The sequence below is a fragment of the Hymenobacter actinosclerus genome (assembly GCF_900111515.1).
GTDB lineage: Bacteria > Bacteroidota > Bacteroidia > Cytophagales > Hymenobacteraceae > Hymenobacter > Hymenobacter actinosclerus.
On sequence record NZ_FOHS01000001.1, the window covers coordinates 959401 to 977126 of the forward strand.

Annotated in this window: 8 protein-coding genes; 3 read left to right on the forward strand and 5 right to left on the reverse strand. The window is 64.4% G+C overall.

The annotated features are described in order from the left end of the window. Positions 1-64 precede the first annotated feature (64 nt). Positions 65-3814 carry a sensor histidine kinase gene (locus tag BMY67_RS04135; protein ID WP_143069688.1) on the forward strand — a complete coding sequence of 1250 codons (3750 nt, stop codon included), beginning with the start codon at positions 65-67 and terminating at the stop codon, positions 3812-3814. 175 nt (positions 3815-3989) lie between these two features. Next, the gene (locus tag BMY67_RS04140; protein WP_092768534.1) at positions 3990-7880 is read left to right on the forward strand and encodes a hypothetical protein; all 3891 of its coding nucleotides are present in this window, start codon (positions 3990-3992) and stop codon (positions 7878-7880) included. A gap of 541 nt (positions 7881-8421) precedes the next feature. Here the strand turns inward: BMY67_RS04140 and BMY67_RS04145 are convergent. Further along, the gene (locus BMY67_RS04145) at positions 8422-10518 is read right to left on the reverse strand and encodes a beta-N-acetylhexosaminidase (protein ID WP_092768536.1); all 2097 of its coding nucleotides are present in this window, start codon (positions 10516-10518) and stop codon (positions 8422-8424) included. A 145-nt stretch (positions 10519-10663) separates the two neighbouring features. On the opposite strand from BMY67_RS04145, the gene BMY67_RS04150 reads away from it, so the two are divergent. Further along, positions 10664-12457 carry a hypothetical protein gene (locus tag BMY67_RS04150; RefSeq protein WP_143069690.1) on the forward strand — a complete coding sequence of 598 codons (1794 nt, stop codon included), beginning with the start codon at positions 10664-10666 and terminating at the stop codon, positions 12455-12457. 178 nt (positions 12458-12635) lie between these two features. Here the strand turns inward: BMY67_RS04150 and BMY67_RS04155 are convergent, their stop codons facing one another. The 4 genes from BMY67_RS04155 to BMY67_RS04170 form a co-directional block, all read right to left on the reverse strand. Further along, positions 12636-13988, reverse strand: coding sequence for a DUF58 domain-containing protein (locus tag BMY67_RS04155; RefSeq protein WP_092768542.1), 1353 nt, complete (start codon positions 13986-13988; stop codon positions 12636-12638). Positions 13989-14185: 197 nt separating this feature from the next. Then, on the reverse strand, positions 14186-15301 hold the full coding sequence (locus BMY67_RS04160; RefSeq protein WP_262490341.1) for an AAA family ATPase: 1116 nt from the start codon (positions 15299-15301) through the stop codon (positions 14186-14188). A gap of 147 nt (positions 15302-15448) precedes the next feature. Continuing rightward, positions 15449-16744: a DUF4350 domain-containing protein gene (locus tag BMY67_RS04165; RefSeq protein WP_143069691.1), complete on the reverse strand. Its 1296-nt coding sequence runs from the start codon at positions 16742-16744 to the stop codon at positions 15449-15451. A 138-nt stretch (positions 16745-16882) separates the two neighbouring features. Beyond that, a complete protein-coding gene (locus BMY67_RS04170) occupies positions 16883-17725 on the reverse strand; it encodes a DUF4129 domain-containing protein (protein WP_177189679.1) in 843 nt (280 codons plus the stop codon). Position 17726: the final 1 nt, after the last annotated feature.

Sequence of the window (17726 nt, forward strand, 5' to 3'; positions counted from 1 at the left end):
GGTGGCGCTTTTTTTGGCCCCAAGGTTGTAGGTTTACAGTAGCGCCTCACTAGCGGCCTTTTGTTTGAAACTTCGTCGTCATTTTCCGCTTCTGCTGTTGCTGCTGGGTTTGCAGTGCTTCGTGGCGGCTTACGTGAGCAACCGCTTTGGCCAAGACCCGCAGGTGGTACTGCGGACGTCGGCGTCGCGCCTGCAGGAGGTGCTGATGGAGGCCGAGTTCACCGGGGAGCGGGAATCGACTGATATGCTGCAGCGGCTGGCCACCGGCCGCGTGGATTTCCGCAGCCTGACGAGCCACACCACGTACCCGACCTTTGTGTTCCGGGGCGAGGAGCTGCTCTACTGGTCCGACCACTCCGTGCGCCCCGATGTGGAGCAGGCCACCCAGCGCTACCACGAGCGGCTGCTGGAAACCCGCTTCGGCCGGTTTCTGGTGCTGCGCCACGCCGAGGGCCCCTACGTGCTGCTGACCTACATTCCGCTCGAAATCAGCTACGGCATCAGCAACCGCTACCTGCGCGACGGCAACGGCCAGGGCATTTTTCAGGGCCAGAATGTGCGGCTGGTGGTGGAGAGAACCGACACCGGCCGGCCCCGGCTTGTATCGAACGAGGGCAACTACCTGTTTTCGGTGGAAAGCCTGCAGGCCGACGCCATTACGGGCAAATACCTGCCGCTGGGGCTGCTGCTGCTGGGCGTGGGCAGCTACGTGGCGGCCTGGCTGCTGTGGGCCCGCCGCCGGTTTGCCCGCGGCCACGCCCTGGCCGGGGTGCTGCTGGTGCTGCTGCCGCTGCTGGCCCTGCGCGGGGCGATGCTGCAGCTGGGCCTGCCTTTCTCCCTGCTCGAATTCCGCCTCTTCGACCCGCGGGTGTACGCCGCCTCCTGGTTGTCGCCCTCCCTCGGCGACCTGCTGCTGAACGCGCTGCTGCTGGCCTTGGCAGCCTGGTACGGGCTGCGGCTGTTCCGGCGCTACGGGCTGCCGCGCCGGGTGCAGCGGCTGCGGCGCTGGCCGCTGCGCATGGCGCTGGGGGCCGGCGTCGTGCTCAGCTTCTACGCGCTGCTGGAGCTGCTCTACGATTTCTACACCAGCAGCTTCAGCAACTCCCAACTGCTGCTCGACATCACCCAGGACATCCAGGTGAGTCCGTTTAAGGTGCTGCTGGGGCTGGCCATTGTGCTGCATACCGGCAGCTACGCGGTGGGCTTTTACCTGCTAGCGCAGCTGTTCGTGCGGGTGGTACGGCCTTCTACCCGCTACCTGGGCGCGGGGCTGTTGCTGCTGTCGGCCGTCGGGTTTCTGACGGCGGGGCTGGGCTGGCATCAGGTGCATTTTACGCTGCTGGGGCTCACGCTGGCCTTTTTTCTGGGGCTGCGGGTTACGGGGCTGGGGTCGGCCGCGGCGGCAGCACTGCCCTACCAGCTCTACCTGTTTGTGTTTGTGCTGCTGGGCCTGAGCTCGGCCGTGGGCGCGCTGGCCCTCTACGAGCATTTCAACCGCCAGCTGACCCTCAACAAGCAAAGCCTGGCCAGCAACCTGCTCACCGACAACGACCTGCAGGGCGAGTACCTGCTGGTGGAGCGCGGCCGCGAAATGGCCCGCGACCCGGTGCTGCGCACCATGCTGGCCAGCCCCTTCGTCAACCTCGACCTCATCAAGCAGAAGGTGGTGAAATACTACCTGCGCGACTACTTCGACAAGTACGAGGTGCGGGTGCTGCTGTTCCGGCCCGAGGGGCGGGGCGTGGCTATTGGGGGCAACCTGCAAACCACCCGCGACTACCTGCTGCGCAACGCCAGCCCCACCGACTACCCCAACATTTACTTGGTGCGCGACGGCAGCCGCGCTTTTAACTCGCGGCGCTACGTGGCCTTTATTGCCGTGCCCGCGCCCGAGGCCGAGCAGGGCAGCAGCACCATTGCCCTGGAACTGACGCTGAAAAAGCTGACGGCCAACAGCGTGGTACCCGAACTGCTGGTCGATCAGAAGTTCTTTCAGCCCCAGCTGGGTACCGACCTGAGCTACGCGGGCTTCGAGAAGGGCCAGCTGGTGTACAGCGAGGGCGACTTCGACTACATCAACGAGCTGCTGCCCCGCTTCTTCGACGACCCGCGCCTGTACTCCGCCGGCCTGTCAATCAATGGCTACCACCACTTGGCCGTGCGCAGCGCCGGCAACACCGACCGCCTGGTCGTGGTGACGACGGCTACGTACTCGTTTGCCGACTGGCTGGCCAACTTCTCGTTTCTGTTTCTGCTCTACAGCTTCTGCTGGCTGCTGCTGATGGGGGCCGTGCTGCTGGCCCGGGGCCGGTACCGCTCCATGCTGCGCACCAATTTCAGCACCAAAATTCAGGTGTTTCTGAACCTGGGCGTGCTCGTGCCGCTGGTGGTGGTGAGTGCCGCCATTGCCGGGCAGGTAACCAACTCCTACAAGCGCGACCTGCTGCGCTCCTACCTGCGGCGGGGCCAGGCCGTGCAGGAAAACCTGCTCAAGAACCGGGCGCTGCTGGCCGAAGATGCCAACCGGGCCGACCTCGTGGAGCTGGCCGAAAACGTGTCGGCCCTTACCGAAACCGACCTTAACCTCTACGATGCCCACGGTGAGCTGCTCGTTAGTAGCCAGCCGACCATTTTTGAGGCCAGCCTGCTGAGTACGCTCATGAACCCGCGGGCCATTACGGAGCTCAGCGAGGACGGGCAGCCGCGCGCCCTGCTCACGGAGCGGGCCGGCACGCTTTCGTTTAACGCGCTGTACCTGCCGCTGCGGGCCAGTGCGGTGCAAAGTGGCCGGCCCGGCCCGGTGCTGGGCTACGTGGGTATTCCGTTTTTCGATTCGGAAAAGGACCTCGACAACAAGCTGACCGAGCTGGTGAGCACCGTGCTCAACATCTTCACGCTGATGTTTATTCTGTTCCTGGGGCTGGCCTTCGTGGCCTCCCGGCTGCTCACCGAGCCGCTTAAGCTGCTCACCGAAAAGCTGCGCCAGACCACCCTGACGGGCCAGAACGAAATGCTGGCCTACGAGTCGGAGGACGAAATCGGGCTGCTGGTGCGCGAGTACAACCACATGCTGCTCAAGCTCGATGAGAGCAAGGAGGAGCTGGCCATTCAGGAAAAGGAGGCGGCCTGGCGCGAAATGGCCCGGCAGGTGGCCCACGAAATCAAGAACCCGCTCACGCCCATGAAGCTGAGCCTGCAGTTTCTGCAGCGCGCCATCCAGGACCAGCGCCCCAACCTGGAGGAGCTGCTCACCAAAGTATCACAGACGCTCATCACCCAGATCGACGTGCTGACCGATATTGCCACCTCGTTCAGCAACTTCACCAACCTGCCCGCCATGCGGCCCGAGCGGCTCGATGTGGTGCCCATTTTGCGCCGCTGCGTGCACCTGCACCAGAGCCGGCCGGGTGGTGGCGGCATCCGCCTGGCGCTTCCCCCCGCTATGGCCCCCGACCAGTACGTGGTATTTGCCGACGAAAGCCTGCTGGTGCGAACTTTCAACAACTTGCTTATCAACGCCCTGCAAGCGGTGCCTGAAGGCCGCGTGCCCGAAGTAGTGGCCATCCTGGAACCCCTGGGCGACGAGCCGGGCCAGGGCCGGGTGCGCATCTGCATTGCCGATAACGGCACCGGCATTCCGGCCGAGGTGCAGCCCCAGATATTCGTGCCCAACTTCACCACCAAAGAAACCGGCTCGGGCATCGGGCTGGCCGTGGCCCGCCGCGGCATCGAAAGTGCCGGCGGCCACATCTGGTTTGAAACCGAGGAGGGTGTGGGCACCCGCTTCTACATCGAGCTGCCGCTGGCGGGGTGATTCCGAATTGGAAATTAAAAGTGAAAAATTGAAATAGGGGTGATTGAAGGCGGGCCGGTGCTTTTGCAACGGAGAAAGGAATCCGGCGCGGCGCCGGATTTTATCCGGAGCAGCAGACGTTGCGGCTGAACCTGGCGTTGAGGAAAGGTCGAAAAAATGATTTCCGCTGGAATGGATGACGTTTAAGTTTTCGCTTTTACTTTTTAACCTGCTGCTGCTGTTGCTGCCGGCGGCTGCGTGGGCCCAGCAGCGGCCCGCGCCCGCCGCCGATGCGCCGCCCAGCACCCGCCGCTGCGTGTGGGTGCGGCTGGCGGTGGGGCAGGACACTACGCTTTTCAGCCTGCCCGATACGCTGACGGTGGTGCCGGCCTCGGTGAGTTTGAACGGCCGCTCGGTGGCCTACAACCCCGCCACCAACCAGTACCGCTATGTGCGGCCCAGCTCGCGCTTCCCCAGCCCCGAGCCCGGCCGGCCCGATATTGTGCTGCCGCCCGCCGGGCCCGACTCGGTGCGGGTGTGCTACCGGGTGCTGCCGCTGCGGCTGGCCGAGCCGCGCTTCCGGCGGCCCCGCAGCCTGCTCGACACGCTGCAGCTGTGGCAGCGGCCCGCGTTCGGAGAGCAGGATTTCTCGGTGAAGGAGCAGATTCTGAGCACGCCGGGCATCAACAAAACGGGCAACCTGTCCAGGGGCATCTCGTTCGGCAACGCCCAGAACGTGTTCGTCAACTCCTCGCTCAATTTGCAGCTCGAAGGCAAGCTCACCGACAACATCGACCTGACGGCGGCCATTTCCGACCAGAACGTGCCCTTCCAGCCCGAGGGCAACACCCAGCAGCTGCAGGAGTTCGACCGCATCTACATCACCCTGACCAACCCGCGCTGGAGCCTGACGGCCGGCGACGTGGTGCTGCGCAACAAGCCCGATTACTTCCTGCGCTACTACAAAAACATCCAGGGCGGCGCCGGCGAGGTGAATTTCGGGCAGTTGCCGGCCGGCGGTTTCGGGGGCGGGGCCGGGGCGGGCATCAGCAACCAGCAGCTGTTTCAGTACCCCAACGCGGCGGGCGGCAGCACGGGCACGTTCATCACTACTTCGCCCACCATTGCCCCAGCGGCCGGCTCGGGCCAGCAGCCCGGCCCCGGCACCACCCCCGACCCCTACGGGCCCACCGGCACTTCGGGTGGCGCGCTCACGCCCAACGGCCTCGGGCCCAACGCCAGCCAAAGCGTAACCACCCGCCGGCCCCCCGGGGCACGGGCGCCGCTGCTGTCGGTGGCGAAAGGGGAGGTCTTTGCTACCACTTCGGTGGCGGCGGGCGGGGCCAAGGGCAAGTTTGCCAGCATTGATATTGCGCCGCTCGAAAACGTGCAGGGCCCGTACCGGCTGCGCGGGCCCAACGGCGAGCAGTTCATCATTGTGCTGGCCAACTCCGAGCGCGTGTACCTCGATGGCCGGCTGCTGGTGCGCGGCTTCGATGCCGATTACATTATCGACTACAACCAGGCCGAGCTCACGTTTTCGCCCCGGCACCTCATCACCAGCAACACCCGCATCAAGGTCGATTACGAGTACTCCGACTTCAACTACGCCCGCTCGCTGGTGCAGGCCAGCCACTACCAGCAGCTGGGCCGCCTGCAGGTGCACGCCAATTTCTACCGCGAAGCCGACAACCCTGACAACTCGCCCAACCTCACCCTGAACGACGGCCAGAAGGCCCTGCTGCGCCGCAGCGGCAACGTGAGCCGCGTAACGGCCCCCGGCGACACGCTCGTGCCCTACGACCGGCGCCAGATTCAGTACCGCCGCGAAACCCTGCCCGACCCCGCCACCGGCCTGCCCACCCCCGTGTTCGTGTACCCGCCGCTCGATACGCTCAGCCTGGTGTACAACGTGCAGTTTACCAACCTGGGGCCGGGCCGGGGCTCCTACAACCTGGGCACCACGCCCGGCGAGGCCAACGCCAACGGCCGGGTGTACACCTTCGTGGGCACCGGCCGGGGCGCCTACGAGCCGGTGCGGGTGCTGCCCACGCCGCTTAAAAAGCAGCTCATCACGGCCGGGGCCAGCTACGCCCTCGACTCGACGGCCACCGTGTTCGTTGATGTGGCTTCGTCGGAGCTGGAGTTGAACCGCTTTGCCGCCGACGGGGCCACCGGCCAGGCTATGCGCGTGGGCTACGTGGTGCAGAACCGCCCCGTGAACCTGCCGGGCCTTGCCGGCTACCGGCTGCGCAGCCACGTCGATTACGAGTACACCAGCCGCCGCTTCACGCCCATCGACCGCTACCGCGACATCGAGTTCGACCGCAACTGGAGCACCGATAACACGCTCATCAGCAACAACCAGACACCCCGCGAGGAGAATATCTTCAATGCCGGAATCGGGCTGATTAAGGACGCCGACAACGCCCTGGGCTACCGCCTGAGCCGCCGCTACCGGGCCGGCGAGGTAAGCGGGGTGCAGCACTGGCTTGATGCGGCCCGGCAGTTTGGCCGGGTGCAGCTGCGGGGCAATCTGTTTTTGCTGAACTCGCAGGCCGGCCGGCGCGCGTCGGACTGGGCGCGGGGCGAAGCCTCGGCCCGCTACGTAGGCGGGGCCCTGGAGCCCGGCTACGCCTACCGCTTCGATAAAAACCGCGTGGCCCGGCCCGAGGGCGACTCGCTTACCTCGGCCAACTACTACGACGAGCACGCCCTGTTCGTGCAGAGCCGCGATACGGCCCGCCTCCGTTTCCGGGCCGATTACAGCTTCCGCCGCGACCAGACGCCCAACGCCGAACGCACCGGCCTGCGCGAGCGGGGCCGGGCCCACACCTGGCAGGCCACCCTCAACGCGCACCTGAGCGCCACCCAGGACCTCAATATTCTGGCTACCTACCGCGACCTGAGCGCCCGCGACACCACCGGCCAGACCCGCCCCGGCGCGCCCGCCCCCGGCTTCGTGCGCGACCGGACCGTGCTGGGCAAACTCGACTGGAACGCCAGCTTCTGGCAGAATACCCTGCGCTCGGAGCTGAGCTACGCCGTGGCTACCGGCCGCGAATTGCGCCGCGACTTCGCCTACCTGGCCGTGCCCAACGGCCAGGGCACCCACTACTGGAACGATTTGAACGGCAACAGCCGCCAGGAGAAAAACGAGTTTTTCGAGGCCCAGACGCCCGACGCGCAGTTCCGTACCTACATCAAGGTGTTCCTGCCCACCGACGACTACCTGCCCGCCTTCACCAACCGTTTCAGCTACCGCCTCACGCTCTCGGCCCCCCGCGAGTGGCGCGAGGCCACCGGCTGGCGGCAGCTGCTGGGCCGCTTCAGCACGCTCACCACCGTCACGCTCGACCGCAAAAGCACCGAAAACACGCTCAACGCCCGCCTCAACCCCTTCGCCTTCCAAACCGCCGATTCGCTGCTGCTGAGCCTGAACAAGCTGCTGCGCAACACGCTCTACTTCAACCGCTCGAATCCCATCTTCGGGGCCGAATTCACGGTGCAGCAAACCCAGCAGAAGGTGCTGCTGACCCAGGGCTTCGACACCCGCAACCTGGCCAGCCAGAACCTGCTGCTGCGCCGCACGCTGGCCCAGTCGTTTACGGGCCGGCTCAACGGTACCCGCGCCATCCGCGAAAACCAGTCCAGCTACCTGGAAACGCGTAATTTCCGGGTCGAGCAGTACGAGGTAGCGCCCGAAGTAAGCTACCAGCCGTCCACCGTCTGGCGCTTCACCACCACCTACCTGTTCACCACCAAGCGCAACCTGGCCGGCGCCGACGTGGGCACAAAGGGCACTTTCCACGAGCTGGGCCTCGAAACCCGCATCAGCCAGGTGGGCAAGCGCACGCTCTCGGCCACCGGGCGCTACGTGGGGGTGGGCTTCGCGGGAGACCAGAGCAGCCTCGTAGGCCTGGAAATCCTCAATGCCCTGCGCCCCGGCACCAACTTCACCTGGAACCTGAATCTGGAGCAGCGCCTGAGCAACGGCCTCAACATCACGCTGGCCTACGACGGCCGCAAACCTCAGGGCCTGGCCCCCATCCACACCGGCCGCATGCAGGTAGCGGTGCTGTTTTAGCAGCCAGTATAGCATTGTCAGCTTCTCGAACTAATTCAATTTTTCGGCTAAATAGTTCAAGAATTACATAGTCTTTTGTTATCTGAAATGTATGTTATTGTATTTTTCCGGCTAAATATACGACTGTAAAACCTACTATAATGGATGCGAAATACATAAGCAAAAAATCTGTCTTTTTGTAACTTGAATCGAGTTTTGCATTTAGTATTAAATATCTTTTACTTGAAATGAAGTACTTAAAGAGAAATATATAAGAAGTGCATATGCTGATACCGAACATAAAAATAAAGAACAAAATACCTGGGTCTTCTTTCTTGAATATAAGAGATGTTATAATCGTTAGAATACCCACTAAAATAACGCTCACTATCGTCGTTAGAAGTGTTAAAGCTCCCTTAGCTGTCAATAGTTTGTCTGGCCTTGCTCTTAGGTCAACAGCAGTTAAAGCATGTACATATAACTCATCTAATGCTTTCATGACTATCTACTGCAAATCAAGTTGAGGAATATTGCGAATTGCGAAAATGCTATAATCTATAAATCACTTCAACTCTACCAACCGCCGGATAGCCGGCAGCACGGCCAGTTCCGTCTGGCCGGCGGGCTTGTTTAGCGCATCCAACTGCTTCAATGCGCTGGCCTGCCACTCGGCGTCGGGCTTCTGCTGTTTTTTGAGCAACGCCAGCCGCTCCAGGCCCAGAGCGGCGACGGCGCTTAGGGTGGCCGAGAGCGGGGCATACTCGGTGAGGCTGGGGGAGGAGCCCAGTCGCGGAATCAGCCGGGAGTGGTTGGCCTGCCAGGTTTGCAACTGCTGGCGCATGGCTAGGGCAGTTCGGCGGCTGTCACCGACTAAGAAGATGGGCCCATAAGAGTCAGACTTTGCATATATGGTCAGGCTATCCACCATACAGTTGAAGTCGCGGGCCACGTCTGATTCGGCCGGGGCGGCATCGACGAGGCGGTTGAGGGGGGTGCCGGGTGTGTAGGTGAAGCCCTGGAAGTGGCGTTTGTACTCCTTGACGGGCTCCAGCACCTGGGCCAGCGTGCGCAACGGGGCCACATCGGTGGGGCCGGCCAGTTGGCGCAGCAGCTGTTCGGGGGCGCTACGGTGCTGCAGCCCCAGCCCCTCCAACTGCCGCGACACGATGGCCAGGCGGCGGTACATATCGGCGGAGTTGTTCACGTCGCGGGCCGACCACAGCCGCTCGGCCACAGCCGCGGCGCGGGGCCAGATGCGCGAATCGACAATCACGCTGTCGGCAAACTCGCTCCACATGGTGGCCTCGCCGCCCAGAATCAGCTTTTGCTGCGCCGGGGTCAGCGGGTTGTCGGCGGGCAGCGGGTCGGTACCGTAGGCGTTGGCGGCCGACAGGTACAGGTCGAGGTAGTAGCCGTTGGACAGGATGGCGCGGTTGCCCGCTTTGGCCGCATCGTAGAGGCCCTTTTTACCCCGCCAGCTCTGGATGATGGCGTTTTTGGGCAGGCCCGGACCCAGGATTTCGTCCCAGCCCACCATCTGCTTGTTGTACTTGGTGAGGATGCTGAGCACCCGGCGGTTGAAATAGGTCTGCAGCGCGTGCTTGTCGAGGGTTTTGCCATCCGGCTTCAGCATCTTTTTCGCCTTGGCGAAAGCCATGATGCGCGGGTTGCCCCGCCACTGCCGCCCGTCGTTTTCGTCGCCACCAATGTGGAAGTAGGGGTCGGGAAACAGGGCCGTCATCTCGCCAAACAGCGTATCGAGCAGCTTATAAGTGGTTTCCTTGGTGGGGTCGAAAGCGACGTTGGCCAGCCGCCAGCTCTGGTACACGGTTTTGTACAGTGTGTCGCCGGAGGCCAGAATGGGGTAGGCGGCCTGCCAGGCAATGGTGTGGCCGGGCACGTCGAATTCGGGCACCACCCGAATGCCGCGGGCGGCGGCGTAGCGCAGCACCTCGCGCACCTGCGCCTGGGTGTAGTACTGCCCGCTCACCTCGTGCAGCCGGGGCAGGGTTTTGCTTTCCACCCGAAAGCCCTGGTCGTCGGAGAGGTGCCAGTGCAGCACGTTGAGCTTGGTGGCGGCCATGGCATCGAGGTTGCGCTTGATGACGCTCACGGGCATAAAGTGCCGGGCCGCGTCAATCAGCAGCCCCCGCCAGGCAAAGCGCGGCTGGTCCTGAATATCGACTTCGGACAGCACCAGATGGCGGCCGGCCGCTTGGGGCAGCTGCTCCAGCGTGGCCAGGGCCCGCAGCACGCCCAGGCTGGTAGGCGCGTCGATGGTGACCCCGGTAGGCGTTACGCGCAGGCTGTAGCGCTCCTCATCGAACTGCTCGGGCCGCCCCACCTTGCCGTAGTTGATTTGCAGGGGCAGTACAGGAGTCGACTTTGCGCTTGCCTGCACCCCCATGCGGGCCAGCGTGCGGGTGACGGCGGCGGTCGTAACTGAGTCGGGCGGCCCCTGAAACAGCGGCCGCAACACCGTTTTGGGCTTCAGCGTGGCCGTACCCCAGCGGACCGTGGTAGGCACGGGCAGCAGGTTGCGGGTGTCGGCCGTAGCGGCGGGCTGGGCCAGTACGGCGGAGGTGGCCAGCAGCAGGGCCGCCGCCAGCAGGGCCGAAAACCGGCGGAGCAGCGCCGTCAGGTGAGGTATACGTAGCATTATAAAGGGGCAACAGGTGGAATGGCAAGGTACGCACGAGTGCCCAACGGTGTAGTGTATGTCTGGAGTTGCGCAGGGCGAAATCTGCACCAGGGAAAACTGCTGCTGCCCGGCCCGATTCTTTTCCCGGTTGTATTTTCAGGCCATGAAATCTGTTTCCTGGTGGGCCTGGATTGCGTGCGTGGCCCTGATTGTGGGCTGGGGCTGGTGGTATTACCCGCCGGCCCAGCCCCACCAGTCGCGGGTGCTGCAGTGGGATGCGGCCGGTTATTACCTCTACCTGCCGGCCATTTTCGTGCACCACGACCTGCGCGACCTTAACTTCCGCCACCAGCTCGTGCGCGACTACGCGCCCTCGGGCTCCGGCTTCGATTCGGCCTTCCCGCACCCCAGCGGCCATATGGTGCTCAAGTACCCTGCCGGTCTGGCCCTGCAGGAGCTGCCGTTTTTTCTGGTGGCCCACGCCCTGGCCGAGCCGCTGGGGTACGCCCCCGACGGCTATTCGGACCCCTACCAGCTGGCCATGAAGCTGGCGGCGCTGCTGGTGGCCATCCTAAGCCTGTGGCTGGTGCGCCGGGCACTGCTGCCGCGCTTCGGCGAGTGGGCCACGGCCGGCACCCTCCTGATTCTGGTGCTGGGTACCAACTACCTCAACTACAGCGCCGGCCAGGGCTCCCTCACGCACAACTGGCTGTTTGGCTGGTACGCGGCGCTGCTGCTGCTCACGCCCGCCTACTACGACCGTCCCACGGCGGGCCGGGCGGCCGCTATCGGGGCAATTATCGGGCTGATGACGCTCACGCGGCCCACCGAGCTGCTGGCCGTGCTGCTGCCGCTGCTGTGGGGGCTACGCTGGTCGCGGGCCGGCCTGCGGGCGCAGCTCGGGTTTTGGCAGCAGCATGCCGGGCACCTGCTGCTGGCCGCGGCCCTCGGGGCGGCAGTGCTTAGCATTCAGCCTTTGTACTGGTACTACGCCAGCGGCCAGTGGGTGGTGTACAGCTACCAGGAGCAGGGGTTTAGCTGGCTGAAACCCCATCTGTTCGACGGCATTTTCAGCTTCCGCAGCGGCTGGCTGATGTACTCGCCCCTGCTGATTACGGCCCTGGTGGGCTTCGGGCCGTTGCGCCGGCAGCAGCCCGCGGCGTTCTGGCCCATGCTGGTGTTTATGGGGCTGTTCGTGTATGTGGCCTTTGCCTGGGACGAGTGGACCTACGGCGGCAGCCTGGGCCAGCGGGCCATGGTGCAGACCTACGCCGTGCTGGCCTGGCCGCTGGCCGCCGCCCTGCGCTGGCTGCTGGCCCGGCCGGTGTGGGCCGCCCTCTACGGGGTGCTGGCCGTGCTGGGCTGCGCCTACGGCTTCTGGCTAAGCCAAATGGCGCAGGGAGGCGGTCTGCTGGCGGCCGGCGAGATGACGCGCACCTACCTCTGGCGCATCCTGTTCCGCTACCAGGTGCCGCTCGAAACCCGGCTGCTGCTCGACAGCAACTCCGACTTCACCGGCACGCCCCGCAACCTGCGCGTACTCTGGCAGCAGGATTTCGAGCAGCAGCCCGCCGCTACCTGCGGTACGCCGGCGCTGGCGGGCAACTGCTCGCTGCACCTGGATGCCGCCCACCCCAGCAGCTCCGAACACCGCCTGCCCGTCCGGCCCGGTACGTTCACCTGGCTGCGCGCCTCGGCCCTGGCCGGTGCCCCCGACTACGAGTGGGATGTTGGCCGGATGACCCAGTACGTGGTTCGTTTCTGGGACGGCCCCACCATCGTAAAAGAGCGCACCGTGCGCCTGCAACGGGCGCTGGAGCCCAACTTGTCCCGCACCCTAAGCTTCACCATCCGCCCCCCGCGCCAGCCCTTCGACCACGTTTCCATCGTGTTCCTCTACTACGGCACCACCACCAACCTGCGGCTCGATAACGCCCGGCTGGAAGCGTTCGACTGATCACGGATGAGCACGGATTTTAGCGGATTTCACGGATTTTGTAGACCATCAAAAAAGCCACCTCAGATGAGGTGGCTTTTTGATGAGGTAGCTTTTTTGGTATGTGATAAACCGAAAGCGGATAACCGGACCAGCTACAAAATCCGTGAAATCCGCTAAAATCCGTGCTCATCCGTGCTCAGATGAGCCCCCGGGCCTTGAACTCCAGGTATTTGTTGATGGTGTTGGCCGTGAGGTGCTGGGGGGCGGTGAGCAGGGAGTGGATGCCGTACTGGTTCAGCTCGCGCACGATTTGCCGTTTTTCCTGGGCAAATTTCTCGGCTACGGTCTGGTTGTACACGTCCTGCGTGGTGGTGGCGGGGGCCGTCAGGTAGGCGTTCAGCTCGGTGTTTTCGAAGAACACAACCAGCAGCAGGTGGCTTTTGGCCAATCGGCGCAGGTAGGGCAGCTGGCGCTGCATGCCGTAGAGCGTCTCGAAGTTGGTAAACAGAATCAGGAGGCTGCGCTGGCGGATCTGGTGGCGCACCGTAAGGTAGAGCCGCTCGTAATCGGTTTCGAGGTACTTGGTTTTCTGCCGGTACAGCACCTCCAGCAGCTTGCGCAGCTGCCCGCTGCGGCGGTCGGCGGCCACCATGGCGCCGGGCTGGTGCGAGAAGGTGATGAGCCCGGCCTTGTCGTGCTTGATAAGGGCAATGTTGCTGACGACCAGCGTGGCGTTGATGGCGTAGTCGAGCAAACTCAGGCCCTCGAAGGGCATGCGCATCACCCGGCCCTTATCAATCAGGCAGTATACCTGCTGGGCGCGCTCGTCCTGGTAGTGGTTCACGGCCAGCGCGTCGGCGGCGCCGGGCGTAGTGGCGCGGCGGGCCGTGGCCTTCCAGTTGATGCGGCGCGGGTCGTCGCCGGGCACGTAGGGCCGAATCTGGTCGAACTCCAGGCTCTGGCCCACCCGCCGAATACGTTTCACGCCCACTTCCGTGAGGCGGTTGCTGGCGGCCAGCAGCTCGTACTGGCGCATCTGCAAAAACGACGGGTACACCGGCACCATGCGGTTTTCATCGAACCGGAACCGCCGCCGCACCAGCCCCAGCGGCGAGGCGGCGTATACGTTCAGGGCCCCAAACTCGTACTCGCCCCGCTTGGTAGGCCGCAGCTGGTAGCGAATCACGCTGGTCTCACCCGGCCGCACCACGGCCCGAAACAGCACGTCGCGGCGCTGAAACTGGTGGGGCACCTCGTCAATCGTCTCGGTGCGTAGCGGAAAGCGGTAGCGGTTTTCGAGGTACACGGCCACGTCGTTGTCGGAGCCGTTGGCCAGCTTGTCGCCCAGCACTCGCCGCCCGAACACGTTGCCGCCGGTGCCATACAGCAGGGCCACATCGAGCAGGGTCAGCAGCCCCAGCAGGGCCAGCAGCAGCTGCAGCGGCACCAGCCAGGCCGGCAGGAAAAACGCCACAGTCAGCCCGATAACCAGCGCCGTAAGGGCCAGGAAGAAGCGGCGAGTCAGGAAGAAGCTGCGCAAAATGGGCATGATTAGAAACTAGAGCCAGAAGCTAGTTCCCCTCCTTGGAAAGGAGGGGCTAGGGGTGGTTGATGCTGCCAGAACGATGCTGTGGCAAGTTGTTCAACCAAACAACATCAGCAACGAGCCAACCACCCCAGCCGCCGCTTTGCGGCGGCGTCCCCTCCTCAGTTGAAGAGGGGAGTGAAGTTCAGGCAGTTTCCCGCCTATCTCGGAACATCCACGCTCTGCAGAATCTGCTTTACCACGTCGTCCGGGGTGCCGCCTTCCATCTCGCGCTCGGGCGTGAGCTGGATGCGGTGGCGCAGCACCACGGGGGCCAGGTACTGGATGTCTTCGGGCGTGATGAAGTCGCGGCCGCGCAGGGCGGCCAGGGCCTTGGCGCCGTTGAGCAGGGCCAGCGAGGCGCGGGGCGAGGCGCCCAGGTACAGGCCCTTGTGGGCGCGGGTCTGGCCCACGAGGCGGGCAATGTACTCCAGCAGCTTGGGCTCGACGTGCTGCCGGCCCACCTGCTCGCGCAGCTGCCGCAACTCGTCGGCCGATACGACGGGCTTTACGGCCTCCAGCGGGGTGCCGCCGAAACCGGCGTGGTGGCCCTGCAGAATGGCTATTTCCTCCTCCACCGTGGGGTAGCCCACGCTCAGCTTGAACAGGAACCGGTCGAGCTGGGCCTCGGGCAGCCTGTAGGTGCCCTCCTGCTCGATGGGGTTCTGGGTGGCCAGCACCACGAACGGCGCGGGCAGCGGGTAGCGGACGCCATCCTGGGTTATCTGCCGCTCCTCCATCACCTCAAACAGCGCCGACTGCGTTTTGGCCGGAGCCCGGTTGATTTCATCAATCAGCACCACGCTGGCGAAGATGGGGCCGGGCCGGAACTCAAACTCGCCCTTCTGGGGCCGGAATACCGAGGTGCCCAGCACGTCGGAGGGCATGAGGTCGGGCGTGAACTGCAGGCGGCTGAACGGGACGCTGAGGGTGCGGGCGAGCAGCTTGGCAGTAAGCGTTTTGGCCACGCCCGGCACGCCTTCGAGCAGCACGTGGCCGTCGGCCAGCAGGGCCGTGAGCAACAGCTCGGCCAGGTCGCGCTGGCCCACAATCACCTTGCCCAGCTCGGCCCGGATGGCATCGGCGTGGCGGCTCAGGGCACTCAGGTCGGTACGCGGGGTGAAGGCATCAGACGAGGTTCCGGAAATGGCCGTAGCCGCTGTGCCCACCGAGGCAGGCGTTGCGGCGGGGCTTTCGGCGGCGAGGGGCAGGCTGTCGGAAGTCGGAACCGGAGCGTTCGGTTGCTCAGCAGAATCCATGTGGAAGTTATTCTCCATATTGAGGCTTGATTGGCAAAGTGAGGACTTTATAATCTTAATCTGTTTACTTAATTATTGTATTGAAAAGGGTAATAAATCGTTGTAAAAAACATTATTGGAATAGTTATAAAGAAGAAAAATACAATTTTAGCTGATAGTGCAATTCTAGGCAGACTGCTTCCGGAACCGGCTGATGGCCCGGCTCAGCGCCAGGAGCTCCTCGTCGGAAACCTGGGGGGCGGTGAGGGTGCGGTTCATGCGGCGGACCAGCTCATCGAGCTCGGGGCGCGGTACGCCGGCTTTCTGGGCCAGCCGTTCGCGGGTGGGTTCGTCGCTCAGGTCGAGGCCCGGCTCGTGGTAGCGGGTGCGCAGGAAGTCCTGAAACAGCCCGATTTTCTTCTCGGCAATCAGCGCGTGGTTGCTGCCCTGCTGGTAGAGGCTGGCCACGGTGCTCGTGAACAGCAGCGTGGTGTTGGGCAGCGGCCGGATGATGGGAATGATGCGCTGCCTCCGCCGGGCCTCAAACAGCACAAACAGCGCCAGCCCCGCCAGCCCGACCCACAGGGCCCAGCGCAGCGGCTCGTGCGCCGCCAACACCCGCAACAACGACTGCTCGCCCAGCGGCCCCTGCTTCTGGTACTCGTCCCAGAACACCGGCTGGCCCGCCGGCAGCCCCGACAGCACCGCGAAGGCGAAGCCCGCCGTGGCCGGCCGCAGCAGCCGCAGGTTGCTGAAGGCAGCCGGCGTCGAGCTCAGCAGGATTTCGCCCCGGCCCACCGGCACGCGCACCAGCACCGGCCGGCGGCGGGCGTCGTGGGCCAGCACCGTAGCCCGGCTGCCAGTGGTGGCCTTAAAAAAGTACGCTACCTCGGCAGCCGGAAACCGGTAAGCTTTGGCCGCCCCGGCCGGCGGGTTTACCAGCGTAAGCGTAGTAGTGCGGGCCCGGGCACTTCCGCCCGCCGGCAGCCCGCCGCGCCGTAGCCGCCGCAACAACAGCAGGCTATCCAGCTCCAGCACCGGGCGCAGCTGCAGGTGCAGCGAGTCGAGCAGCGCGCCGCCAATGTTTTCGGCCGTTATCAGCACGTGGCTGCCGCGGGCCACGTAGCGCAGCAGCGCATCCTGGTCGAGGGGCGAGCAGAAGAAGCCGTCGTTGATGAACAGGTAGCTGGCCCGCCCGGGGCGCAGGGCGGGTGCGTCGCGGCCGATGGTGGTGTCGGGGTTTACATCGACCCCCAGGCCGGGCAGGAGCTGGTTGGCAATGGGCAGGCGTACGGTGCTGATGGGCTGGCCCGGAAACAGGGTCGGCAGCTGGTCGTAGAGCGCGTAGGTGCCGTAGGGAATTTTGTCGCGGTTGATGAACGTGGGGCGCCAGTCGGTAGGCTCCGGCCGGAAGTACTCCACTGCCACAAACGCCACGAACAGCGCCACCAACCCCAGCAGTAAAGCACGAAAACGAGTCATTTATTTGAGCTGTTAGCTGACAGCTTTTAGCCGTTAGCTTTTGTTCTGGTAGGCGAATGAGAAGTCAGGCGTGAAGAAAATGTACTCCTCTGTATAAAAGGATAGTGATTCAGTCGCCTAAAAATGCCAGAGAAGCTGTCAGCTAGTGGCTAACAGCCTGGAGGAAACCTGCCCGATAAAGCTCAACTGCTGCTCGCGCAGCTCCGGATACTGGCCGGCAGCCAGCGGCAGCTCGCCGTACCAGACGTATTCGAACTGCCGGGTGAGGGCGCGGAAATCAGGGGCCAGGCGCGTGCCGGCCAGCTCGCGCAGGTAGTCGTGGTTGGTTTTGTCGGGCTGCCACTGAATCAGGTTGCGGTCGGTGAGGTGGCGCAGGGTTTGCAGGTAGCCCAGGCGCAGGGCCAGACGGTAGTTGCCGGCCTGCTCGGCGCGTGCCAGCTCGGTCGCGAAATCAATGCCGCGAATGTCCTCGGTCAGCGCTTCGTAGGGGAGGGGGAGGGCCCGGCCGCGCCGGCCCAGCAGCCCCGTAACATCCAGCCGCAACAGACGCAGCAGCACGTAGCCGAAAGCGGCCGCAAACAGGGCGTACACCACGTAGCGGCCCCGGGTTTCGTAGGTTTCCCCCGAAAACAGCCCCGCTATCCGCCGCCATAGCTCCTGCCAGAATCGCGACCACAGGCTGTCGGAGGCGCTGCTGGGCTCGGGCTCCACATACTGAAACTCGGGCTGACGGCGCAGCTCGGCCAGCCGCGCGGCCGCCGGCTGCCGCAGCGTGCCGGCCGGGGCCGTATCGGCCCGCAGGCGCACGTAGCGCGGCGCGGCCGATACGGCCAGCGAGTCGGGGGCGGGCGGCAGCACCGGCGAGCGGGGCGCCGCCGGGCCCTGGGCGTAGCCGCCGCCCGCTGCCAGCAACAGCGCCAAGCCCAGCAGCCCGGGCAGCGGGGCGGGGCAGGAGCGGCGCAGGAGGCAGGGCTGGGGCATA